Source organism: Alteromonas sp. MB-3u-76 (genome assembly GCF_002831605.1).
GTDB lineage: Bacteria > Pseudomonadota > Gammaproteobacteria > Enterobacterales > Alteromonadaceae > Alteromonas > Alteromonas hispanica.
The window spans coordinates 378,137-402,630 of record NZ_CP025115.1 but is presented as its reverse complement, the minus strand read 5'-3'; the positions used below and the strand labels follow the sequence as shown (position 1 = coordinate 402,630).

The window sequence follows — 24,494 nt, the reverse complement described above, 5'->3', positions numbered from 1 at the left end:
TAATGGAATTGTGTAAAAAGTTTAGAAATCACTTGGCCTTGCCTTAAGAGCTTTCTTGAAAAGCGCTTATTGCATCTCGCCATTGTGCTACGAAAGCGTAGTCACCGGCCCTTCTATCACCATTGCTCGGCAAATCGGCAAGGTTATTTTCGATGGGCTCATGGGCTAAACGGCGTGCCAAATAAAATACCTCAGAAAAGTGACCCGAACACTTCACCTCACTAGAGGCTCGAAAGATATCTTCAACTAAGCGCTCTTCAATACCCCACAATGTCAGCAAATAGTAGGTAATAAGCGCACTTAGAGGTTGCGACGCTTGCTGCAAGTCCTCGTTGTAGACAGTGTCGGGCGAACCAATTAAATAGAGTTCACCAATGCAAGCGAGCATACACATTGAAAACGCATATTCGGCTTGCTCGCTTGGAAACTCTCTTAACCGCATTAACCTGCTAGCGATAAATGCTGAGGCAAAAGCGTGCTCAACAATGTCGCGAAATCGCGAATCGTTGACATCGTATGTTTCACCCAGACTTGAAGCAATAGCAATAGATTTTATCGTATTTAAGCCAACTCGCTTTACCGCCTTATCAATAGACGACACTTGAGTGCGAAAGCCTAAAAATGGTGAGTTAGCAGCCTGCAAAACTACCGCTACTAACGTAGGATCTGTTTCTACTACCTTGGCGACGTCGCTAAGTTCGACATTTTGATTTTTGAACAATTCGTCTAGTTTTTGGCAGGTTTCGTTTAGTACTGGAAGATGTTCCAACCGACCGAGCGCTCTTCTTATATCGATGTTTAGGGGAAGCGCCTTAAGACGAATAACCCTGTTAAACACGTTATTAATATCATCGTGCTCGAAAGGTTTTGAGATATAGATATGTACATTTGAAGCAACAATCTCTTTTATATCAATGCGAGTGTCGCCAGTCATTAATAGTCTAATTGCCTCTGGATTATGCATTCTACATTCAAGCAACACATCGTCGCCACGCGTTCCAGGCATCAGCCTATCGCACATGACCAAATCTGGTTGAATGACACCACTTTTAAGATCGCTAAGCGCCTCTTGGCCAGACTCATAAAGATGGACCGTCCATAATGGCGCTATCCTTCTCAGCGCCCTCTTTAACGATTTTAAAATCAATTGTTCATCATCAACAATGAGCACCTGATTATTAGACATCCCTTCTCCTCATACTTTAAAGGGTTGTTGAGCTAACACCTTCAACAACTGCTCTTCCGTTAGCGGCCTACTGTAATGATAGCCTTGCAACTCCTCGCAGCCCATGTTCTTTAAACATAGCGCATGTTGCGCAATTTCAATACCTTCGGCCACTACTTTCATGCCGATAGACTGGGCCATCGCCACAACATTTTTCACCACGTTATAGCTTTTTTCCTCACTCTCAACACCTTGAATTAAGCTTCTATCTAGTTTTACCACGTGAGCAGGCAATTTTAATAGGTAGTTTATCGCGGTATGGCCTGTGCCAAAATCATCGATAGCCACTTGAATGCCCAAATCAGACAGCCTGGTTAGCTGTGTACAGCAGCGTTCAAAATCATCGATAGCTGCCGACTCTGTAATTTCAATACAGGTGTACTCAGGAATTAAATCGCCACTGTCGATGAGGGCTTTTACTTTATCAACGAAACAGCCGTCGAGTAGTTGTTTTGGCGACACATTGAAGGCCAACCTAAAACCATCTGATAACGTAAACGAACGCCATCTCATTTGGAAACGTGCGGTCTCATTAAGTACCCACTCGCCGATATCGTTAATTACTGAACCCTCTTCAGCAATGGGAATAAAAACATCAGGTGCTATAACTCCGGCAATGGGGCTATTCCAACGCAACAAGCTCTCCAAACCAACAATGCGGCCGGTTTTGGCGCATACTTTAGGCTGGTAAACTAAGCTAAATTCATTATCAAAATTAGCTGACTTGAGGTGCTGCAGTACGTCGTGAGATTGCGCTAGATTGTTCCCGGAATATTCGCCTACCGGTGGAGGCATTTTTCCTGAAGATTCATTAGCAAGTATTTGGCTTAATAAATGGGCTTTATCTCGTTTTCGCACTCCAGCGTTTACCTCTTCAACAATACGCTTATTGTCCCAGGGTTTACGCAAAAAACGTTCGGCAATATCATCGTTCATACACTCGATAACGTCATCGGTGTCAGCATCGCCACTTAAAATAAAGTTACATGAAAAAGGTTGGAAACGACGAGCCTCTCGTAAAAAAGTAACTCCGTTCATTATTGGCATTCGATAATCGGCAATGATCACATCAAACGATTGATTTTTAACAACTTCAAGAGCTTCTGCAGGGCAAGACGCTTTAACTACGTGATAGTCTTCGTAAAGAAGCACGCGCCCTAATGCTTTTAGTACACTTGCCTCGTCATCAACGAGCAGTACCTTAGATTGTTGCTGCTGCTTTAACATCATCGTTTACTCGTTACTTATAAACTGCTCACTACATAAGAACGCCGCTTATTCAAAAAACTCTCCAGCAGATTAGCTGCAAAATAGAATATGAGTGCGAACATCGTGTGCCCGATTTTACTAATATAAAAGAGGCTTAGAACTAATCCATTAGTACTTTCTTCTGCGCTAACATAAACCCCTTTTTATGGGCAAGTCACATATTAGATACGTATAAATTGCGTATAAAAACACCACAACTTTTGCAAATGCCAGCAAAAACTAGCTAAGAGTATATTTTACCAGCTAATTAGAAATAGACATCATTAAAAAGTTGATACATTTACGACAATAGCGACACAGCATGAAATTTCCACTCAAAAAATGGCTTTTTTTTGAAATTATCCCTTCTCTAACGCGACAATTCTGCACTCAAACCGTCAAAACGTCATATATAAGGCATTACTTATAAACAACCGAGTAGAGATTAGACAAAGTAAAGTATGCATTAAAATACTTAAACCGTTCTTTTTAACCACATTGTTACATTCGCTTTTTAGTCTTATTTGTAGGTTTAGCGATAGCAGGGTCGTCGGGCCAAAAGTGCTTTGGATATCGCCCTTTCATTTCCTTCTGTATCTCTTTGTAACTGCCCTGCCAAAATGTATTTAAATCACTGGTTGTTTGCAGCGGCCGGCCGGCGGGAGAGAGAAGTTCGCAGATCACAATAACCTTCCCACCAGCAATGACGATAGGAACTGATTGTGAGTACATTTCTGTGAGCTTTACGGATAAGACAACATCTCCATTTTCTCTGTAATCCAATTTACCCTCTCGCTGGGTTGGAAGAGTTACCGATGTCGGTAACATTTGCTCTAGCGCATGCTGTTGCGACCAAGTGAGGCCGTTGCTCAATGCAGTCTTCCAGGAAAGGCGTTGTAATGCTTTTAATGAAGTGCAGTTCGCAAGTTGCTCTGAAAGCCACTGCCTCGCATGCTGCACAAGGTCATTGAGTGAGTTTGGCCAAGTAGCATCACTGTCAAACCCTTGCTGTAAAGGCAGGTTGTGCTTCGCAGCTAGTTTTACCCGCCGCCACCACTGCCAATCAGAATCGGACAGTGGCCACTCTTTCAGCGGTATCGCTTCCAAATAGTTCAACCATGCCTCGACAGTGGATTGCTGCCAGTAAGATTTGTTTTTTCCCCGTTCCTCTTTCGAGACAGGTTTACTCTCAAGATCTATTGCATAAAAACCGGTAATAGTTCTTGCCTCCATGTCACCGGTTGCCTGATTAAGCCGAACTTGTTTTTTCTCATTGAAAGCGTTGGGAAAGACAGCGCGCAAATAGCTATTGGAAACAGGCTGGGCTAGACGAATTTTTATTGTATTGTCGATATGCTGTCCGTGCAAAACTGCTAGCCATTGATACGGCGATGCGGCTGTTAAGCTGTCAATAGTAGCTCCCTTTCCACTTGCTAACTTGTAATCTGCAGATACAGTATTGCTATGAGGCCCTTGTTTATGCCTTTTCTGCTGAAGCGATTTTATATCTTGCGTGCTCCCTGTGCGCAGATAAGCAACCTGTAACGGAAAGGCAATGGCAATACATAATCCAATAGCGTCATCATCAAGCATTGAAAGTGAGAGCCCGTTTTTTTCTAGGCCAACAAAGCGTTCAAACCGGCTTGCAAGCTTTAGAAGCTGCGCCCTATCTTTTGCACTCAACCCGCGAAGCGTGTCTCCTACCAATGGGCTATTTTGCCCCTGATTACGTTGGCCTAGTTCGGTGCTTTCGCTTAGTGCCACAATAAAGGGCGCTGCTTGCCTCATGGCGTTTTGCATGGCTTGACTTATTGAGGCTTCACCAAAAGCACGACCTCCCCGCTTACAGGTTAAGAGCAAATTTGCTAAATGAGGCTGACAAGGAAGCTCGGCTATTGATTTACCATAATTGGTTATTGCTCCGTTTTGGTCGACACATCCTAGCCGCTGCAACTTTTTAAGTGCTACAGATTCTTGAGTAGCACTAGGCGCCGTTAACAGCGCCAGCTCGCTTGGCCTGCTTCCCCACGCGTAAGTATCGAGTAACAAACCAGTAATATCTTCTTTTTCAATTTGCGCAGCACTGTGTTTGGCGAGACGTTCAAAGCTCTCTTTACTGCAAAGCCTGTAGCATACGCCTTCGCTTACCCTACCCGCTCTTCCCGTTCGCTGCACTGCAGATGCTTGAGAAATACGCTGCATAATAAGCTGTGTCATATCGCTAGAGGGGTGATATTGAGCGCTATTTTCCCACAAACTGTCTATTACCACGGTAACCCCTTCAATAGTTAGGCTGGTTTCAGCGATATTAGTGGCTAAAATAATTTTTCGACGACCGTACTCATCAGGAAATATAGCGCGCTCTTGGGCAGCTTTGCTCAGTGCACCATAAAGAGGTAGAACCACCGCGTCGTCATGGCGGCTCATGATGTCGATATCGCGCTCAACTGCATTAATAACACCGCGACTTGGCAAAAACGCCAATATATCTCCATGATGGCGTGACACCGCATTTTTTATGGCCAAAACAGTATTGCTAACAATATCTTTCGCTAGAGTGTCCTTACCATAAAACACTTCCACAGGATACGCGCGACCTTCTGTACTCAAGTGACTAACCGTGATTGGACTGTGCTCTTCAAGAAGCTGGTTTAACGGCTCAAGTTGAAGAGTTGCCGACATCACCACAAGTCGCAGGTCTTCACGAAGTCCTGCCTGTACTTCTAAGGCTAAAGCCAGCCCGAAGTCACTATGGATACTTCGTTCGTGAAACTCATCGAACATGATAACAGCAACACCCTGTAACTCTGGGTCTTGTTGAATCATGCGAGTTAACACACCTTCGGTGATTAACTCTATGCGAGTTTGTTGACTCACCTTAGTTTCACCACGAATACGATAACCTATGGTTTGTCCTACCGGCTCACCAAGCTGCTTTGCCAGAAAACCGGCTAGGTTTCTCACCACTACTCGTCGCGGCTGCATAAGCAACACCTTGCCTTTCAACTCGCTGGATAACAGCGCCAAAGGCAATATTGTCGATTTACCAGCCCCCGGTGGAGCACCTATAACGATGTTATTTTTTTGAATATCTCGGCATAATGACTCTACTAGAGAGAAGGCGGGTAGATGTGCAAGGTTGTTTGCCACTGCCTTTGACGAATGATTTGACAAACTATCTGATGAATTGGAATGCATAACGCCTAGTAACGAAGAACAAGCTGATATCGGCAATGTACCTTAAATATGCACCGCAAGTGTACCCATAGGCATGACTAATTGGGCTTTTCTACAGATTTTCTTAAGTTGCTCATTTCTATCGCAGTTTTTCCAATAGTTTGTGCCGATTAGCCTAGCTAGGTTACGCCAACATGTATTGCTGTCTTTGCTATTTTGTAAACCTTTGCCGTTATCAATTGGTAACTATAAAGGTGCAACTAGGGCGACAGGACAGATATCGGCAGCATGTATTAATGATGAGGACCAACAGATGAGGACCAACATATGCGATGCTTCATAGGTTTAGATTTAAGTGCAACACAAAAGTTAGCATTAGAAAGTTGGCAGCAAAAGGCGATGCCAGAAGTGATTCCTCGCCAAAAAGTGAAAAGTAAAGAAAGTACATTTACTGGTAAAAAGCGTGATAAAAAAGCCAAAGGAAACTTTGTCGCTAACGAGCCAGCTGCACCTTACGCTGTTCCAGCGGCAAACTATCATATGACATTGTGCTTTTTAGGCAGCATTTCGCACCGACAACATGAGTCACTGTTAGCTGAGTTAGATGCACTCTCTGAAGAACCTTTTGCATTTACCCTCGATAACGTTGGTGTATGGAATGGCCCTAAAATACTTTTTGCTTCGCCAACCTCCCCTCCCAAGCCACTCATGACTTTAGCGAAACAAGTTCGCAAATGTGCGAGACGTTCTGCAATAGAAATAGACAGTAAAGAATATAAACCTCACGTTACTATGGTACGAAAAGCGACATCTGCTATGCCGCTTCCGCTTTTTTCGCCAAACATTGATGTTCAGGTTGACGCATTTCACTTGTTTGAGTCGGTTTCAACACCACAGGGAGTCACCTATCCTATTCGCCATTCTTGGTCACTGGAATACAGTATGTCTGTTAGAGAAAAGCTCAGAAGAGGGATCACTGAGTAGGGTATTCATTATTATAGTCAAGGCTTACCAGACCATTGGTGCGCTAATTTCTTTACATCACTATCGTTGACAGGTAAAAAGGGGTCAACCTTTATCGAAGTCTCCTTTTATCAATGCAACAAACTTATAAATTAGTCATAGATTGTCCGGATCAGGTTGGTCTTGTAGCCAGTGTTTCTCAGTTCTTAGCAGACCATAACGCCACTATAGTAGAGGCAAGTCATCATACCGATCTGCAAACAGGCCGTTTCTTCATGCGCCATGAAATTGGTGCCAGTACGCTTACGCTGAATGCCGAAAGTTTTGTGAAAGAATTTACTCCTCTTGCCAACGAATATCAGATGAATTGGAAGTTTACTGATTCATCGAAAAAGCAACGAGTTGCGCTTCTGGCTAGCTTAGAGTCCCATTGTTTAGTCGATATTCTTCACCGTTGGCACACGGGTGAATTGTACTGTGACATCCCCGTCATTATTGGAAACCACCCGCAAATGAAACAATTTGCTGACTGGTATAAAGTCCCTTTCCACTGGGTAGACTTTAAAGCCTTGGGAAAAGAAGCCGCATTTGCTCAAATTAAAACGTTACTGCAAGAATACAAAATTGACCTAACTGTTCTTGCACGTTTTATGCAAATACTCCCCGATACGCTGTGCCAAGAGTTGCAGGGCAAAGCAATTAATATTCACCATAGTTTCTTACCAAGCTTTGCCGGCGCGAAGCCATATCAACAGGCCTACGACCGTGGCGTAAAATTAATTGGTGCAACGTGTCACTACGTTACTAAAGACTTAGACGAAGGCCCTATTATTGAGCAAAGTGTAAAGCGAATTAGCCACAGTGATAATGCAGCAGATATGGTGCGCAAAGGTAAAGATTGTGAAGTCACCGCTCTTGCTCACGGTGTGCGTTACCACTTAGAAGACCGTGTCATTATTCACAGAAACAAAACCGTGGTATTTGCGTAAACGTTCATTTTAAAGGAGGCAATCTAGCCTCCTTTAACTATGCTTTTGTTACACCGGACTCACACGCATTGCGCGTCTGAGTTTCATGTAATACCACAGGTTGGATAACGCAAATAGCGCTTCTGTAATAGCCAGTCCCCAGGTACCCGTTACTATGCCGTACAGAGTAAAGTTTAACGACCCCACTATCATGCAAATTCTTAACCCCGCCTCTTTGCAGTGAAGCTCACCGAAACGATACGCCATAAACGTAAATACAGGCATGGTTTCAATAAATGACGTTTTCCCCGTTAGGTTGTTCACCGTTAACACAAGGCACATCATAGATATCAGCGTTATATAAGTGGCAATAGGTGACAGCAGTTTCTGTTTTATTAGACGATAGCTGGTACTTAATCCCGCCACCGTAATAACGATTGCTCCTCCCCACGCTTGCTCAAATACCAGTAATGAACCAATGGCCACACAAAGACCCAGATTCAACAGCAGCAACTTGCGTTCTGTGTTGGACCAAAACGAGGCAACGGCAAACGCAACCGGAAAAGCATGTAACAAAAATTCAAACATCGCGCTTCACTCATAAAAATAAGAAGAAAAAAGGTTTTTAACGGCAGAGATTTTTACCGGCGAAGTGTAATTTTTAGCATTCAAAATGCCAATCAAAAATTAATCAATTTCGACGAACTACATACGCCTTCGCCGTGCTGCGAATTTGCCGTTTAAACCGCGATAGGCCTACGAATTACGGTAAAGAGCATTTATCTTATATTTGCATTGCCTTACTATGGGGTTACGTCGAAGTCATATAGCAATACGACGATATAAAAACATAACAAATGACAGGAAGTATCATGGGAAAATTTAAAGCCTCACTTACCGCTATGGCTGTTGTTGTAGCATTAAGTGCATGTTCAGAACAAAAAGTAGCCGAAACATCAGTAGCGCCAGTACCAGAAACAAGCACTGCAGACGCTTCAGGTACAGCACAATTCGATAATGTCTTATTACAAGAATTCAAAGGCCCCTACGGCGGCGTACCGGCATTCGATAAAATGTCGCTGGAAGATTTGAAGCCTGCGCTTGAAAAAGCTATGGAGTTAAACCTAAAAGAGATTAATGCCATTGCCAATAACGAGGCGCCACCAACGTTTGAAAACGTAATCGTTGCTATGGAGCGCGCTGGTGATGAACTAGGCCGGGTATTTACCTATTACGGCATCTGGAGTTCAAATAAATCTAGCCCTGAGTTTCGTGCAATTCAGGCAGAGATGTCTCCAAAACTTTCTGCTTTTTCGACAAAAATCACGCAAAACGAAAAACTGTTTGCCCGTGTAAAAGCAGTTTACGAATCTGATGAGTTAAACACGCTTACGCCTGAAGAACAGCGTATTGCTTGGATGACATATAACCGTTTTGCCCGCAATGGCGCAACGCTAGATGGTGAAGCGAAGAAACGCTATGCCGAGATTAATCAAGAGCTTGCTACCCTGCATACCAAGTTTTCTAATAACGTACTTGCGGACGAAGAAAATTACGTAACTTACATTACAGAAGACCAGCTCGACGGTCTTCCATCCTCGTTTGTTACTGCGGCGAAAGCGGCGGCTGAATCTCGTGGTGAAGAAGGCAAATATGCCATCACTAACACACGTTCTTCTATGGACCCGTTTTTAACGTATTCAACAAACCGTGACCTGCGCGAGAAAGTATGGCGTACCTATTATAATCGTGGCGACAATGCAGACAACTTTGATAATAACGAAATTATCAAACGCATTCTGACCTTGCGAGATGAGCGTGTTGAACTGTTAGGTTACGAAAACTATGCTCAATGGCGCTTAGAAGATCGTATGGCAAAAAACCCCGAGAACGCCATGGACCTTATGATGAAAGTATGGCCAGCAGCCATTGCTAGGGTTGAAGAAGAAGTCGCCGACATGCAGGCCATTGCCAACAAAGAAGGCGCAGATATTACGATTGAGCCTTGGGATTACCGCTTCTATGCTGAAAAAGTGCGCCAGGCGAAATATGACTTAGACTCAAATGAAGTAAAACAATATCTACAGCTTGATAAACTTCGTGAGGCTATGTTTTACGTAGCGGGTCGCCTTTTCAATTTTAACTTCACTCCTGTTGAGGAAGGAAAAGTGCCAGTATTCCACGAAGACGTAAAAGTGTGGGAAGTCACCGATAAAGACACCGGTGAACACATTGGTTTGTGGTATCTAGACCCCTTCTCTCGTCAAGGTAAGCGCTCGGGCGCATGGGCAACAACCTACCGCTCATACACAACATTCGATGGTAAGAAGACCGTTCTTTCTTCAAACAACTCTAACTTCGTAAAGGGTGCTGAAGGCGAAGCTACACTCATTTCTTTCGATGACGCTGAAACGTACTTCCACGAGTTCGGTCATGCCCTTCACTTCTTATCGGCAGACGTGAAGTATCCATCGTCACACTCTGGCGTTAGAGACTACACAGAGTTTCAGTCGCAACTTCTTGAGCGTTGGTTAACCACAGACGAAGTGATCAATAACTACCTTGTGCATCATGAAACTGGTGAGCCTATCCCTGCTGAACTTGTTGAAAAGATTAAGAAAGCATCTACGTTCAACGAAGGCTTCAAAACCACTGAGTATATGGCTTCTGCTATCATGGATCTGAAGTATCATACAACTGACCCAAGCAAGATTGAGCCAGATGCATTTGAAAGCGAAGAGCTGAAGAAAATAGATATGCCTGAGGAAATAGTGATGCGTCACCGTTCTCCACACTTTGGGCATGTTTTCTCGGGCGAAGGTTATGCTGCTGCATATTATGGCTACATGTGGGCAGAAGTGCTGACAGCAGATGCAGCAGAAGCCTTTATGGAAGCGCCGGGCGGTTTCTACGATAAAGAAGTAGGTGAGCGTTTAGTGAAATACTTATTCTCTGTACGCAATGCCATGGATCCAGGTGAGGCCTACCGCAAATTCCGTGGAAGAGACGCAAAAGTTGATGCACTAATGCGCGACAGAGGTTTTCCAATTCCATCAGACAGCGACCAATAAACAACCTGTTTACAAAGGTCACATTCCGCTTACAAAGCCGCCAAATAGGGCTGTCTCTTATACACAAATCCCTACTAAGTAATTAGTGGGGATTTTTTTGAACTCTTCCTTCCAACTCTGATCAGATCTTTCACTTAACTCATTGGGAAAGATTATGATTGATAATGTAGAGTGGGCTGAAAAAACGTTTGGAGAAGCAAATCTAGGAGATCCTCGTCGTACATCTCGTCTGGTAAAATTAGCTGCAACACTTGCCAATACACCAGGAAAGCCTCTTGTGAATATCACTGAATCCCCCGCCGATATGGAAGGAGCATACCGCTTCATTAGAAATGAAAGTGTAGATGCGACTTCAATCGCTGAAACTGGATTTAACGTTACAGCTGTACAAGCTGCGCAACACAAAACATTACTTGCCCTAGAAGATACTACGACCATTTCATACAGCCATAAAAGTATTCGAAACGAACTTGGACACGTGAATCAGGGTAACCGTTGCCGCGGTATGCTTGCCCATAGTGTCTTACTTTTTGCGCCGGAATCACAAGAAATAGTTGGACTGATTGAACAGTCGCGTTGGACACGAGACATAACAACGCGTGGTAAAAGAGCGAAACATGCATCGACACCATACACTGAGAAAGAAGGCTACAAGTGGGAGTCAGCATCAATCAATATGTCAGCAAGACTGGGCGCAAAGATAGATGATGTGATATCCGTCTGTGACCGAGAAGCCGATATCTACGAGTACCTACTTTATAAGCTAACAACTCAGCAGCGGTTTATTGTTCGTTCAATGCAAAGTCGGCACATTGAGGAAGGCGAAAACAAGCTATATCACTATGCCAGTCAGTTAAAAAGTGCAGGGCACAAGCAAATACATATTCCGCAAAAAGGAGGGCGCAAAGCACGAAACGTGACGTTGGATATTGTATTTGCTCCCGTTACGCTCAAGGTTCCTAGCAATAAACGTGGTGAATCACTTCCTTTATACTACGTCGGATGTGTAGAGCGCGGTAATTCAAAAGAGGCGTTATGCTGGCATTTACTGACAAATGAACCCATCACAAATCAAGCGCAAGCACAAAAAATAATTGGCTATTACGAGCATCGTTGGTTAGTAGAAGAATATCATAAGGCGTGGAAAAGTGACGGTACTAATATCGAAGCTTCGCGCTTACAAAGTAAGGAAAACGTTGAGCGTCTAGTCACAATAAACGCGTTTATTGCCGTAAGGATCCTTCAACTCAAATTCGCAAAAGACCGACCGGACGATAGTAGCTGTGAAGAAGTCCTATCACCTAAAGCATGGAAGTTATTATGGTTAAAACGAGTGAGTAAGACACCACCTGACTCAGCCCCCTCAATGAAATGGGCCTATACGGAGCTTGCAAAGCTAGGAGGGTGGAAAGATACAAAAAGAACAGGGAGAGCGTCTGTGAAAGTCATATGGCAAGGATGGTTCAAACTGCAAACCATCCTTGAAGGCTATGAGCTAGCCCTGTCTCTTGATATCGACTTGTGATCAAGAGACAGCCAAATAGGGCGGTTTTTTTCATTGACCCTATGGTCAATTATGCCGCACAATTACGAGCCTGATATTGTTACCACTTAAGGTTAACTTTAGCGGACACTGGTCGATATTCTCTATTCGACAGCTTTAAAAAAATCTGTGCGGCAAAATAATAAGAATACTGCATAGTGTAATCAGCCAAATAGCGCTGTTTTCATTCGGACGTTGCTATGCCTCAATGCCACGTCACTTTTTCAGCATTAACTTACGTGGTCGAAAGCTATGACTTTCAGTATTAAACAAAAACTCATTATTTCTCTCATTGTTGCTGTGTTAGCAGCATCCATTTTAGTTGGTTCCATTAGCCAATGGATTGCACGAGATCTCGTTAAAGAGAATATGGAAACCCTGCAACTTCCTGCACTCCTTAAACAAATTGGCAACCGGGTTGATAGTGAAGCAAGCGTAATGCTAACGGTAGCTCATGGCATAGCGTCGAACCCAGATATTCTCGCATGGTCGGCTGCGGGTGCCGACAGAAATGGCGAGCAAAGGTTGCTGAGCTATCTCAACAACATAGTGAATTTTAACGACCTCACCGTTGCTTCTTTTGTAGATAGAAACACCTACAAATATTGGAATCAAGACGGCTTTTTACGCACATTAAAAAATGATGAATTTGACGGTTGGTTTTTTGCCTACAAAGACAGCGGTGAGCCTATTTCGCTGAGCTTATATAACGAGCCAGGCGAAGGCTATCGACTGTTTGCCAATTATCAGGAGGTCAACGGTCGCGGTATGTCTGGCGTTGCAAAATCGGTAGACGAGTTACTTACTATCATCAATGCGGTTAAGATTGCACAAACAGGCTTTGTATATTTGGTTGATGGCTCGGGCACTGTGATTGCGCACCCCGATACAAGCTTATTGGGTAAAGCCAAGCTGGCTTCTGTAAGTGATAGCAAAACCGCCTCTACGCTTCTTACAAAGCAAGATTTTGCCATGGCCACTAGCGAGCAAAGCAACGGTAAAATGCTGTTTGCGAGTACCTATGTGAAAAAGGCGGGATGGTATGTCGTTGCTCAGGTACCAGAGAGCGAACTTTACGCTTCGCTAAACGCAGGTAGCCAACAAATTATTATTTGGGCGCTCATTATTGCTGCGGGTTTTGCTGTGATCGGAATTTGGTTAGCAGGAACGCTCACAAAGCCTTTAGAGTCTCTGGCGGATATTTTTCAACAACTAGGTCAAGGCGGCGGTGATTTACGGGCTCGGATTCCCGTGCCCGAGCAAAAAGAAATTGCCAGACTGGTAGAGGGTTTCAATCAGTTTATTGGTCATCTGCATGCCACTATCACTCAAGTCGCTACAACGAGCCAGGCACTTAAAAGCTCTGCTGCAGACGTAACGCAACAATCGCAGCAAACTGAGCTTTCAACCAAGAGCCAGCGAGACCAAACGCTACAAGCAGCAGCGGCTTTAACTCAAATGGGAAGCACAGTAAATGAGGTGGCGCAATCTGCTACCCATGCAGCACAAAATGCAAATCAAGCGAATACTAATTCTGTTGCAGGCCGCCAAATAACCCAAAAGGCCGTTATGGCCATTCAAGACTTATCAGGGCAGATTCAATCAGTATCTGGTGTTATTCAGTCTCTTGATGAGCATACTGCAGCGATTGGCGGCATTCTTGATACCATTCGAGGGATTTCAGAGCAAACTAATCTACTTGCGCTGAATGCGGCTATTGAGGCTGCGCGAGCCGGTGACCACGGAAGAGGATTTTCGGTGGTAGCGGACGAAGTGAGAACCCTTGCGCAACGTGCAGCACAGGCTACAGACGAAATTCAGGTGAAAATTGATAAATTTCAACAAGACTCCAAGTCTGCTGTAGATCAAATGGAAACCAGTCGCGCTAAGACTGACGACGTTGTATCTGCAACTAACGAAATTGATGTATTACTGCAAAAAATCACGCATGAGATCTCAACTATCAACGATGTAAACACACAGGTAGCTACTGCGACTGAAGAGCAAGCTGTAGTGGTTGAGGATATTAGTCGCAATATTAATGACATCAGTGCCTCAAGCGAAGAGACATTAAACGCTACACATATTTTGGTAAGCGTTAGCGATAAATTAGATGCACTTGCAAAGGCGCTCTCGGTAGAGGTTAACCGATTTAAAATATAATACTGCTCTTTTCTCGTGTGAGTCTGGCTTTAACCTGAAAGCCAGACTCACTAATGTGCTTGATGTGAGAGCTCCTCTAACTGGGCATTATTGCCAACGTGTTGGTATAAAAGCTATGTTGTATTGTGGGATTTTTTTACAGTTGTTGTACGGTTTGTATAAGTTGCTGCTATCGCTGCTATAAAACCTGGGCTTTTGAAAGTGAAGCAGCACGCCCTTCAGTGGCTTCTTCGCTGAACCAGTAAGCCCCTTCGCTATCTACGCATACCCCTTCAACTTGTTTGTATCCTTCCAGCGGCCAAATATTCACTACCGCAAATGTGCTAGAGAGTGATGCCATAAACGCTGCGAAATTTCCAAACGGATCTGACTTGTACCCTACAACCACATATTGATTTTTGCTTGCGTCATAATCGACGCCCGTTACTACACCCGGTAACCCTTCTATTGATGCGAAAGGTGTGAGCATTTGCGCTAGTTTTTCCTCATTAACTCGATCATTGATTTGGTAAATATGGGTATTACCAGAGCGCCAACTTTTCGAAAATAAAAGTAATTCACTGCCTTTCTTTACCAAAGCTTCAGCGTCAAAATCATGGGCATAGGGAATATTACCCGCAGGGTTATTATCTGCATATTTTATAACAAGGGGCGTTACATTATTGATGTCTTGACGACTAACCTTATACACTTCTAGCTGTTCTCGCTGCCCTTTATTGTTGCCAATGTCTGCAACAAATAAGTATTCGTCGTCTGCGGTAATGGCTTCCCAATCATTATTTCTGATCGATAGTGCTAATTCTTCTGTTATCGTCCCATCATAACTCACGCTATACACCACTGGTGCATTTCCAGAATCGTTAATAGACAATATTTGATTGTCGTCGGCACAAGACAACCCGGATGTTTCCGAAAGTGCTTTTGGGAGCATAATCGTCTTAGTAATATTTAAGGGAGTCGAGGGCACTGGAATCGAGGAGCACGCACTTACAAGTGCGGTTGCAGTAAAAGCGAAGGTTAAACCCAAGATTAATTTCACACGAATTCTCAATGTAGCGTATTCATTCCATTATATGAGGTTATCAGATATTGTTTATCCGTCTTGCAAAAAATCGCAAGTAATGAGGTATTGGTCTAAACATTGTGTGCTAGCGTAACCATAAACAAATATTAATAAAGTAGCAGCACGTAACGCATCGCTACGGAATTAACGGGTGTAAATAAGGAAATAATCGTGTCTGACCCCTTGCTCTCTCTTGTTTCTGTTGGTTTGCTATCTATTGGTTGCCAATACCTAGCCTATAGAATTCGACTTCCCGCTATTCTCCCCTTGTTAATAGCAGGTATATTAGTGGGGCCAGTTTTTGGCGTACTCGATGCAGACGCATTGTTTGGCGACCTTCTATTCCCAGTAGTCTCGCTGTCTGTTGCTATAATTCTTTTCGAAGGGTCTCTTACACTCAAATTTAAAGACATAGCCGGTCATGGCAATATGGTGCGTAACTTATGCACCGTTGGGGTATTAATTACCGGCGCTATTTCTGCTGCGGTTGCGCACTATAGTTTGGATCTTACTTGGCAGCTTTCGTTTTTGTTTGGCGCTATCGTAACGGTAACTGGGCCCACCGTGATAGTTCCAATGCTAAGAACGGTAAGACCGCATACTAACCTAGCTAACATTCTTCGATGGGAAGGTATAATTATCGATCCGATAGGCGCCCTGCTCGCCGTTTTGGTTTTCGAGTTCATTGTTGCCTCGCAAGAAAATGCAATCTCACAGACGTTTATTGCTTTTGGTAAAACTATCGGCATAGGCTCTGTGCTTGGGCTAGCATCTGGCTATTTCCTTGGGCTATGCGTTCGCAAAGATTGGATCCCACACTACCTTCTCAACACTGCGGTTCTAACAATTATCTTAGGTGTCTTTGCGGCCTCTAACTATGTTGCTCACGAATCTGGGCTATTAGCCGTCACGATTACCGGCATGGTAATGGCAAATATGAAAAATGTGGATGTGGAAGATATTCTTGAGTTTAAAGAAACCCTGAGTGTGCTTCTGATATCTGGGTTATTTATTTTGCTAGCCACTCGACTCAACCTTAATTCAGTTGCAGAAGTTGGCTGGGGCTCTGTGATAGTGCTGGCCACCATTATGTTTGTAGCAAGACCCGTGTCTGTTCTTATATCGAGTATTGGCACTGGCTTAAAGCTGAATGAAATAGCGTTACTAAGTTGGATAGCTCCTCGTGGTATTGTTGCCGCAGCAGTGTCGGCGCTTTTTTCCTTGAAGCTTGAAGAGATTGGTTATGAGGGCGCTGGTATCATAGTGCCCATTGTGTTTATGGTTATCATTGCCACTGTGGTTGTGCAAAGTGTAACAGCGCGAACGGTAGCAACTCTTCTTAAAGTGCGGGCACCAGCGCCAACGGGATATTTAATATTCGGTGGCAGTAAATTTAATCGAATGCTAGCCGCTGAAATGATCAATCAGAAACTCGACGTAATTGTTACAGATACAAATTGGGATGCCATACGCGAGGCCAGAATGATGGATATCCCTGTGTACTTTGGCAACCCTATGTCAGAGCATGCAGCGCGCCACCTAGATATATCGACTATTGGCACAGTGCTTATTATGTCACCGTACAAGCAGCTTAACCCGCCAATTGCCTACCACTTTGAGCATACGTTGGGAAAAGACAAAGTTTGGGCACTGACTAACAACGAACAATCCACGAGACCTAGCCATCAAGTTAGTGAGCAGTATGCAAAAAAACTTACCTTGTTTGATGAAGGCGTAACGTATGGCTATTTAGCCTCTGCCGTGGCTAGGGAGTCAACGATAAAAACAACGCCACTGTCAGAAGAGTTTGATTATGAGCAGTACATCCACAAATACGGCGATAGAGCGACGCCACTTATTGCCATAGATGCTGATAATAAGAGCTTTACTTTTGTTAACGGTAGAGAACTTGAACCTAAGCCGGGATGGCGTCTTATCAGTCTTGTGGAGCCTGAAAGAGTGTCAGTGTCTGAGGAGGCGTCAGCGGAGCAAGGCTAAGCGACAAAGCAGTGTATAAAGAAATGTAGTAAGAAAACCTCCTGCCAGCGGCAGGAGGTCTCTCCCTGGAAAACGCGTGAAACAGTGCCCATTAGTTTGTGAGCTTTGTTATTTGAGTTTTACCGAAGTCACGTCGTCTACCGTCTTATAGCAAAGGTCGAACCACTTTTAATATTCTTTTTATTTTCATGCGGTTACATAAAATTTAATGTAATTTAAGAGTATGGCGAATCATACAACGTCCCAATTCTGTGCAGGAGCGCACAGTTTCGGGGTTCGATTATTAGCCAAAAGTATAAGGTATCAAAGAGTAGGCTGAGTGTTTTACTCACATTACCGTTCAGTAAATCCAGCTATACACTCAATGGTCTTATCAAGCGCTCCACTGTTTTCTTCGAGCACCAAGCCTGCAGCTCTTCCTGCTTTTTTGCAAAGCTGATCAGAAGATAAAAAAGTATTGCACGCCTCGGCAATACTCACTGCATCTTGAATAATCGTTAGTGCCCCTCGTTCTACTAAATAGTGGCAGATTACAGGGTTATTATAAACGTTAGGCCCCATTAGAATGGGCAAGGAAAATGCGGCGGGCTCAAGCGCATTATGTCCGCCCTTTTGTGCAATAGAACCTCCAACGAACGCTATTGTAGCCACAGAATAAGCATCATTGAGTTTGCCCATCTCATCAAGTAGCACAACGCTCACGCCCGCGTGCAAAGTTGTCCCGACTGAACTACGAGTAAAAGGTATTTTTTTTGTCGTTAACAGCTCTGCTACTTCATCAAAACGCTCTGGGTGTCTGGGCACAATCACCACTTTCAAATTCGGATGCACGTTCCACAATATGGCAGCGGCTTCTAATATTTGAGATTCTTCGGGTGCATGGGTGCTTCCCGCCACCAATACGGGGCCATCATGCTGTTCTAGCTTCATGAACCCTTTGATATTCTGATTTACAGACGCTGCTTGATCGAACTTAATATTATTTGTCAGCGTTAGCTTGTTTGAAGAAAGCCCTAGAGAGAGGTAATTCCGGTAGTCATCTTGCCCTTGAGCACAAACGTGACTGATTTTGAGCAGTAGAGGTTTAAATAGCTTACCTATTTTTTTATATCGAACTGCAGATCTACTCGTCATTCGCGCGTTTATCACGATAACCGGGATGTTTTGCTTCCAACATATGTGTATTAGATTGGGCCATAACTCAACTTCAGTGATAAGCATAGCCTTTGGTTGTACACGCCGTAACATCAGTAACATGAAGATTGGCAAGTCGAACGGTAAATAGAAATGATTGACCTTGTCGCCGAAGATATCCCGCACTCGAGCAGAGCCTGTAGCGGTTGTAGTGGTCACCGTTATGCTTGTGTTAGGTTCTGCTACAAGTAATTGCTTGATAACGCAGGACGCCGCTACGACTTCGCCGACTGAGACACAATGAAATAAATAGCCATTCTTTTGACGAGGCGCAGGTACCATACCAAAGCGCTCAAAACGCCCGTGAGAATTGTCCGCACCTTGACTATTTTTCTTTCCCGCGAGTTTGAATAAAACCAGAGGTATGAGTAAAAGAAGAACGAGCGAATACAAATAGCGACATAGTTCATCGATGAGAGTGGGTTTTACACTGTCTCGCTGGTCAGCAGACATAATGTATCCTTAGTCCTTAACACAATGAGAATAGCTAACACGTTATGTGTTAACCATAAGGTATATGGTAGGTGAGTATACTCGTTTAAAGAGTTTCTATCAGCGCCAAAAAACAAAAAAGCCGCTCAAGAGCGGCTTTTTTAGAGACTAAAAAAGAGAACGATTAAACGCCTGCTTTTTCAATAACGTCTACAAGCATCCAAGTTTTGTTCTTAGATAGTGGACGACATTCACGTACTGTTACTACGTCGCCTTTATTGCATACATTACTTTCGTCGTGGGCGTGAAGCTTAGTAGAGCGCTTGATGAACTTCCCATAGATAGGGTGCTTAACAAAACGTTCAACTACAACAGTAATGGTTTTATCCATCTTGTTGCTAACCACACGACCTTGCACTGTACGAATTTTTTGCTCAGTCATTACGCATCAGCCTTTTGAGTCAGAATGGTTTTAACACGCGCGATGTTACGACGTACTTTTTTCAACTGGTCAGTTTTTTCAAGCTGGCCTGTTGAGTGCTGCATGCGCAGGTTGAACTGTTCGCGTAGCAGGTTAATCAACTCTGCGTTCAGCTCTTCTACGCTTTTTTCTTTCAGTTCAGTCGCTTTCATTACATCACCGTCCGAGTTACAAAGGTTGTTTTAAATGGCAGTTTAGCCGCTGCCAATTCAAACGCTTCGCGTGCAAGATTTTCAGGAACACCTTCCATCTCATAAAGAACACGACCAGGCTGAATTTGGCATACCCAGTACTCAACGTTACCTTTACCTTTACCTTGACGCACTTCAAGAGGCTTCTCAGTAATTGGCTTGTCAGGGAAAACTCGAATCCAAATTTTACCTTGACGCTTAACGTGACGAGTCATAGCACGACGCGCTGCTTCGATTTGACGCGCAGTCATACGACCGCGGCCTGTCGCTTTAAGGCCGTAAGTACCAAAGGCTACAGTGCTTCCCGCAGCCATGCCGCGGTTGCGGCCTTTGTGCATCTTACGGAACTTCATGCGTTTTGGTTGTAACATGATTAGCCCTCTCGCTTAGCGTTGCGGCCTTTCTTCTTAGGTTGAGCAGCTGGTTGTTGCTCTTGAGCTGTAGGTAGTCCACCTAGAACCTCACCCTTGAAGATCCATACCTTAACGCCGATGATGCCGTAAGTAGTTGATGCTTCTGAGGTTGCGTAATCGATATCTGCACGGAAAGTGTGCAGAGGAACGCGACCTTCACGATACCATTCAGAACGAGCAATTTCTGCTCCGCCTAAACGGCCGCTAACTTCAACTTTAATACCTTTAGCGCCTAGACGCATTGCATTTTGTACTGCACGCTTCATAGCGCGACGGAACATAACACGACGCTCTAGCTGGCTAGAAATGCTGTCAGCGACTAACTGACCATCTAGCTCTGGCTTACGTACTTCAGCGATATTAATCTGAGCTGGCACACCGGCTAGCTTAGACACATAGTTACGCAACTTCTCTACGTCTTCACCTTTCTTACCGATAACCACGCCCGGACGAGCTGTGTGAATAGTCACACGGATGCTCTTAGCAGGACGCTCGATCACGATTTTAGAAAGTGAAGCGTTCTTAAGTTGCTTAGTCAGATACTGACGTACCTGATGATCGTTATACAGGTTGTCCGCATAGTCTGCAGTATTAGCGTACCAGGTAGAAGTCCATGGTTTACTGATACCCAGGCGTATACCTGTAGGATGTACCTTCTGTCCCATTATCTACTCCTAGTTATCCGCTACAACCACAGTGATGTGACTGCTGCGCTTGAAGATGCGATCAGCACGGCCTTTGGCGCGTGTTTTGATTCGCTTCATAGTTGGACCTTCGTCAACAAAGATTTTGGCTACGACAAGCTCGTCGATATCCGCGCCTTCGTTGTGCTCTGCGTTAGCAATCGCAGACTCCAAAACTTTCTTTACTAGCGCTGCGCTTTTCTTCGGGCTGTACGTAAGAACTTCAAGAGCTTTCTCTACGTGTAAACCGCGAACCTGATCCGCAACCAAGCGTGCCTTTTGAGCCGACGTGCGGGCAAAACGGTGTTTAGCTAATGCTTCCATCTTCCTACCCCTTAACGTTTAGCTTTCTTATCCGCGACATGGCCGCGGTAAGTACGCGTTGGCGCAAATTCGCCCAACTTGTGGCCGACCATTTCGTCACTAATAATGACAGGTACATGTTGTCGACCGTTATGGACCGCAATGGTCAACCCAATCATATCTGGGATGATCATGGAACGACGAGACCAAGTCTTAATTGGTTTACGTTCGTTCTTTTCCACTGCAGCCTCTACCTTCTTCAGCAAGTGAAGGTCGATAAATGGACCTTTCTTGAGAGAACGTGGCATGGTGAATCCTCGCTATTACTTGTTACGACGACGTACGATAAGTTTATCGGTACGCTTGTTGCTTCGGGTTTTCTTACCTTTAGTAGGAACACCCCAAGGAGATACTGGATGACGACCACCCGACGTGCGTCCTTCACCACCACCGTGTGGGTGATCAACCGGGTTCATGGCAACACCACGAACGGTAGGACGGATACCACGCCAGCGCGTTGCACCAGCTTTACCCAATGAACGAAGCATGTGTTCTGCATTACCAACTTCACCAATAGTGGCGCGGCAATCAGATAATACCTTACGCATTTCGCCAGAGCGAAGACGTAGAGTAACGTAGTTAGTGTCACGTGCTAAGATCTGAGCGTAAGCGCCAGCAGAGCGTGCGATTTGTGCACCTTTACCAGGCTTCATTTCAATTGCGTGTACAACACTACCAACAGGAATGTTACGCATAGGCAATGTGTTACCAGACTTGATCGGAGCACCCGAACCAGACTGGATTGCATCACCAGCTTTCATACCTTTTGGAGCCAGAATGTAACGACGTTCACCATCTGCGTACAATACTAGAGCAATGTTAGCAGAACGGTTTGGATCGTATTCTAAACGCTCAACTTTGGCTGGAATGCCATCTTTGTTGCGTTTAAAGTCAATCACACGATAGTGTTGCTTATGACCACCACCAATGTGACGAGTTGTAATACGACCATGGTTGTTACGACCGCCAGATTTGCTGTTCTTTTCTAGCAAAGGTGCGTACGGTGCACCTTTGTGCAGGTCAGGGTTAGTAACCTGAACAACGTGACGACGACCGGCAGAAGTTGGCTTAGCTTTCAATAATGGCATTTCTAATCCCCTTCTTACTCAGCGCCACCGACAAAGTCGATGTCCTGACCTTCTTTAAGAACCACGTAGGCCTTTTTCCAGTCGCTGCGTTTACCGAAAGACATACCGTGACGTTTAGTTTTACCTTTAACGTTCACTGTGCGAACACCTTCAACTTCAACTTCAAACAGTTTTTCAACTGCAGCTTTAATTTCGGCTTTATTCGCGTCTTTGGCTACTTTAAATACAACTGTGTTGTTCGCTTCAGCAGCCATTGTAGACTTTTCTGAAACGTGAGGTGCTACTAGCACCTTCAGTAGACGTTCTTCTTTCATGCTAACGCCTCCTCAAGTTGTTTAACCGCATCAGCAGTAATTAGCACTTTTTCGAATGCAATCAAGCTCACTGGGTCAATGCCTGCTACGTCGCGTACGTCAACTTTATATAAGTTACGAGCCGCTAAGAACAAGTTTTCATCTACTTCAGGAGTAACGATAAGAACATCATTTAGTTCATATTCGTTAAGTGCAGAAATAAGTTCTTTTGTCTTAGGTGCTTCAACACCGAACTTTTCAACCACGATCAAACGATCTTGGCGAATTAGTTCTGACAAAATGCTCTTAATCGCACCGCGATACATTTTCTTGTTAACTTTTTGTTCGAAGTCACGAGGCTTAGCTGCGAAAGCACGGCCACCGCCAACCCAAATTGGGCTACGGATTGTACCAGCACGAGCTCGGCCAGTACCTTTTTGACGCCATGGCTTCTTACCGCCACCACGAACTTCAGCGCGAGTTTTCTGCGCTTTTGTACCCTGACGCGCGCCTGCACCGTAAGCTACAACGACTTGGTGTACCAAGGCTTCGTTGAATTCACGTCCAAAGGTCGCTTCGGATACTTCAAGAGCGCTTTGCGCGTCTTTCAATGTTAATTCCATCAGTTCACTCCCCAGACGTTACGCTTTAACAGCTGGCTTGACGATAACGTCATTACCAGTTGCGCCAGGTACGGCACCTTTAACAAGGATAAGGCCGTTCTCTACGTCAACACGTACAACTTCCAAAGACTGCGTAGTCACTTGCTTGTTACCAAGCTGACCAGCCATTTTCTTGCCTTTGAAAACTTTACCTGGTGATTGGTTTTGGCCAATTGAACCAGGAGCACGGTGAGACAAAGAGTTACCGTGAGTCATACGCTGAGAACTAAAGTTCCAACGTTTGATCGCGCCAGCAAAACCTTTACCTTTTGATGTACCAGTGACATCAATCTTTTTGGTATCGTTAAAGATTTCAACAGTGATTTCACCGCCGACTTCAATATCGTTACCTTCGTTATCTTCTAGGCGGAATTCTGCTAGAGTGCGACCAGCTTCAACACCAGCTTTAGCAAAGTGACCTGCTTCGGCTTTGTTGACGCGGTTAGCTTTCTTAGTTCCAGCAGTAACCTGAAGAGCGCGATAACCGTCTGTTTCTTCAGTACGTAACTGAGTAACACGGTTTGGGGTCGCTTCAATAACAGTCACAGGGATTGACGTGCCATCTTCAGTGAAGATGCGAGTCATACCCACTTTACGACCGATTAGACCAATCGCCATTGTTATAACCCTCTCTTGTTAGCCCAGGCTGATTTGAACATCAACACCAGCAGCCAAGTCCAAACGCATCAACGCGTCAACTGTTTTATCAGTTGGCTCGATGATGTCTACCAAACGCTTGTGAGTACGAATCTCATATTGGTCACGTGCATCTTTATTTACGTGAGGAGATGTCAATACCGTATAGCGTTCTTTGCGAGTAGGCAGTGGAATTGGACCGCTGACCTGAGCACCAGTACGTTTCGCCGTTTCAACGATTTCAGCCGTAGACTGATCGATCAACTTGTGATCAAACGCTTTCAAACGAATACGAATTCTTTGATTTGGCATCGATTAAGCTCCAATCGAAAGAACAAAAAAATTCACCCCTTCTTTTCTATTTTGTTCAGAAAGAAAGGATGTGCGTAAACCGATGGTTCCCAATTGGAACCCTGTTCTTATTTTTAGCACGCTTGTAATAGCTTGGTCGGTAAAGACAAATCTCTTACGTCGGCAGCCACCCTAAAAGCAGTGTGGTTGCGGCTAAAAAATCAATGCCCTATTCAGGCAGTGGGCGCGAATTATACAGAAGCGTTGAGGTAATGCAACTACTAGATTGCTTTTTGTTCTATATTTAGCGCATAAAATTTGAATTCAGTGAGGTTCCTCAACCCTAAT

The 24,494-nt window shown here is 44.4% G+C and carries 23 protein-coding genes; 6 read left to right on the top strand and 17 right to left on the bottom strand.

The annotated features are described in order from the left end of the window. Positions 1-43: 43 nt before the first annotated feature. The 3 genes from CW735_RS01720 to hrpB all read right to left on the bottom strand — a co-directional run bounded on the left by CW735_RS01720 (position 44) and on the right by hrpB (position 5,671). Positions 44-1,186 (bottom strand): HDOD domain-containing protein, encoded by a 1,143-nt coding sequence (locus CW735_RS01720; protein WP_100970798.1) that lies wholly within the window; start codon positions 1,184-1,186, stop codon positions 44-46. A 9-nt stretch (positions 1,187-1,195) separates the two neighbouring features. Beyond that, the gene (locus CW735_RS01715; RefSeq protein ID WP_071978429.1) at positions 1,196-2,455 is read right to left on the bottom strand and encodes an EAL domain-containing response regulator; all 1,260 of its coding nucleotides are present in this window, start codon (positions 2,453-2,455) and stop codon (positions 1,196-1,198) included. A gap of 519 nt (positions 2,456-2,974) precedes the next feature. After that, a complete protein-coding gene (gene hrpB / locus CW735_RS01710; RefSeq protein ID WP_100970797.1) occupies positions 2,975-5,671 on the bottom strand; it encodes an ATP-dependent helicase HrpB in 2,697 nt (898 codons plus the stop codon). A gap of 306 nt (positions 5,672-5,977) precedes the next feature. Between hrpB and thpR the strand changes: the two genes are divergently transcribed. Both thpR and purU read left to right on the top strand, forming a co-directional pair. Further along, entirely contained in the window at positions 5,978-6,634 is a 657-nt protein-coding gene (thpR, locus tag CW735_RS01705; protein ID WP_100970796.1) for an RNA 2',3'-cyclic phosphodiesterase, read from the top strand. 113 nt (positions 6,635-6,747) lie between these two features. Further along, complete coding sequence (gene purU, locus CW735_RS01700) at positions 6,748-7,602, top strand: formyltetrahydrofolate deformylase (RefSeq protein ID WP_071978427.1); 855 nt, start codon at positions 6,748-6,750, stop codon at positions 7,600-7,602. A gap of 48 nt (positions 7,603-7,650) precedes the next feature. On the opposite strand, the gene CW735_RS01695 is transcribed toward purU, so the two are convergent. After that, positions 7,651-8,169: a YgjV family protein gene (locus CW735_RS01695; protein WP_071978426.1), complete on the bottom strand. Its 519-nt coding sequence runs from the start codon at positions 8,167-8,169 to the stop codon at positions 7,651-7,653. Positions 8,170-8,453: 284 nt separating this feature from the next. Between CW735_RS01695 and CW735_RS01690 the strand changes: the two genes are divergently transcribed. The 3 genes from CW735_RS01690 to CW735_RS01680 all read left to right on the top strand — a co-directional run bounded on the left by CW735_RS01690 (position 8,454) and on the right by CW735_RS01680 (position 14,358). Beyond that, positions 8,454-10,652, top strand: a complete 2,199-nt coding sequence (locus CW735_RS01690; protein WP_100970795.1) for a M3 family metallopeptidase — start codon at positions 8,454-8,456, stop codon at positions 10,650-10,652. A 154-nt stretch (positions 10,653-10,806) separates the two neighbouring features. Beyond that, positions 10,807-12,177, top strand: a complete 1,371-nt coding sequence (locus tag CW735_RS01685) for an IS4-like element ISUnCu9 family transposase (RefSeq protein ID WP_100970794.1) — start codon at positions 10,807-10,809, stop codon at positions 12,175-12,177. Positions 12,178-12,447: 270 nt separating this feature from the next. After that, positions 12,448-14,358 (top strand): methyl-accepting chemotaxis protein, encoded by a 1,911-nt coding sequence (locus tag CW735_RS01680; protein ID WP_071978424.1) that lies wholly within the window; start codon positions 12,448-12,450, stop codon positions 14,356-14,358. A 178-nt stretch (positions 14,359-14,536) separates the two neighbouring features. Here the strand turns inward: CW735_RS01680 and CW735_RS01675 are convergent, their stop codons facing one another. Next, positions 14,537-15,289 carry a hypothetical protein gene (locus CW735_RS01675; RefSeq protein ID WP_232230548.1) on the bottom strand — a complete coding sequence of 251 codons (753 nt, stop codon included), beginning with the start codon at positions 15,287-15,289 and terminating at the stop codon, positions 14,537-14,539. A gap of 303 nt (positions 15,290-15,592) precedes the next feature. Between CW735_RS01675 and CW735_RS01670 the strand changes: the two genes are divergently transcribed. After that, the gene (locus CW735_RS01670) at positions 15,593-17,419 is read left to right on the top strand and encodes a cation:proton antiporter (RefSeq protein ID WP_071978422.1); all 1,827 of its coding nucleotides are present in this window, start codon (positions 15,593-15,595) and stop codon (positions 17,417-17,419) included. A gap of 333 nt (positions 17,420-17,752) precedes the next feature. Here CW735_RS01670 and CW735_RS01665 read toward each other — a convergent pair whose 3' ends face one another. From CW735_RS01665 to rpsJ, 12 genes are all read right to left on the bottom strand, one after another. Further along, positions 17,753-19,066 carry a 3-deoxy-D-manno-octulosonic acid transferase gene (locus CW735_RS01665; RefSeq protein WP_100970793.1) on the bottom strand — a complete coding sequence of 438 codons (1,314 nt, stop codon included), beginning with the start codon at positions 19,064-19,066 and terminating at the stop codon, positions 17,753-17,755. 163 nt (positions 19,067-19,229) lie between these two features. Then, positions 19,230-19,487 (bottom strand): 30S ribosomal protein S17, encoded by a 258-nt coding sequence (gene rpsQ, locus CW735_RS01660; RefSeq protein ID WP_071978420.1) that lies wholly within the window; start codon positions 19,485-19,487, stop codon positions 19,230-19,232. Next, positions 19,487-19,678, bottom strand: coding sequence for a 50S ribosomal protein L29 (gene rpmC, locus CW735_RS01655; protein ID WP_071978419.1), 192 nt, complete (start codon positions 19,676-19,678; stop codon positions 19,487-19,489). Before rpmC ends, rpsQ begins: the two co-directional genes overlap by 1 nt. After that, complete coding sequence (gene rplP, locus CW735_RS01650) at positions 19,678-20,088, bottom strand: 50S ribosomal protein L16 (RefSeq protein WP_032095149.1); 411 nt, start codon at positions 20,086-20,088, stop codon at positions 19,678-19,680. Before rplP ends, rpmC begins: the two co-directional genes overlap by 1 nt. A gap of 2 nt (positions 20,089-20,090) precedes the next feature. After that, positions 20,091-20,795, bottom strand: coding sequence for a 30S ribosomal protein S3 (gene rpsC, locus CW735_RS01645; RefSeq protein WP_071978418.1), 705 nt, complete (start codon positions 20,793-20,795; stop codon positions 20,091-20,093). Positions 20,796-20,804: 9 nt separating this feature from the next. Continuing rightward, positions 20,805-21,137 (bottom strand): 50S ribosomal protein L22, encoded by a 333-nt coding sequence (gene rplV, locus CW735_RS01640; RefSeq protein ID WP_032095147.1) that lies wholly within the window; start codon positions 21,135-21,137, stop codon positions 20,805-20,807. A gap of 11 nt (positions 21,138-21,148) precedes the next feature. Continuing rightward, complete coding sequence (gene rpsS / locus CW735_RS01635) at positions 21,149-21,424, bottom strand: 30S ribosomal protein S19 (protein ID WP_012516961.1); 276 nt, start codon at positions 21,422-21,424, stop codon at positions 21,149-21,151. A gap of 15 nt (positions 21,425-21,439) precedes the next feature. After that, a complete protein-coding gene (gene rplB, locus CW735_RS01630; RefSeq protein WP_100970792.1) occupies positions 21,440-22,264 on the bottom strand; it encodes a 50S ribosomal protein L2 in 825 nt (274 codons plus the stop codon). 14 nt (positions 22,265-22,278) lie between these two features. Then, on the bottom strand, positions 22,279-22,578 hold the full coding sequence (gene rplW, locus CW735_RS01625) for a 50S ribosomal protein L23 (protein ID WP_012516959.1): 300 nt from the start codon (positions 22,576-22,578) through the stop codon (positions 22,279-22,281). Continuing rightward, on the bottom strand, positions 22,575-23,180 hold the full coding sequence (gene rplD / locus CW735_RS01620) for a 50S ribosomal protein L4 (RefSeq protein ID WP_071978416.1): 606 nt from the start codon (positions 23,178-23,180) through the stop codon (positions 22,575-22,577). Before rplD ends, rplW begins: the two co-directional genes overlap by 4 nt. 18 nt (positions 23,181-23,198) lie before the next feature. Further along, positions 23,199-23,837, bottom strand: a complete 639-nt coding sequence (gene rplC / locus CW735_RS01615) for a 50S ribosomal protein L3 (RefSeq protein ID WP_032095144.1) — start codon at positions 23,835-23,837, stop codon at positions 23,199-23,201. Positions 23,838-23,855: 18 nt separating this feature from the next. After that, on the bottom strand, positions 23,856-24,167 hold the full coding sequence (gene rpsJ, locus CW735_RS01610; RefSeq protein WP_006012796.1) for a 30S ribosomal protein S10: 312 nt from the start codon (positions 24,165-24,167) through the stop codon (positions 23,856-23,858). Positions 24,168-24,494 lie beyond the last annotated feature (327 nt).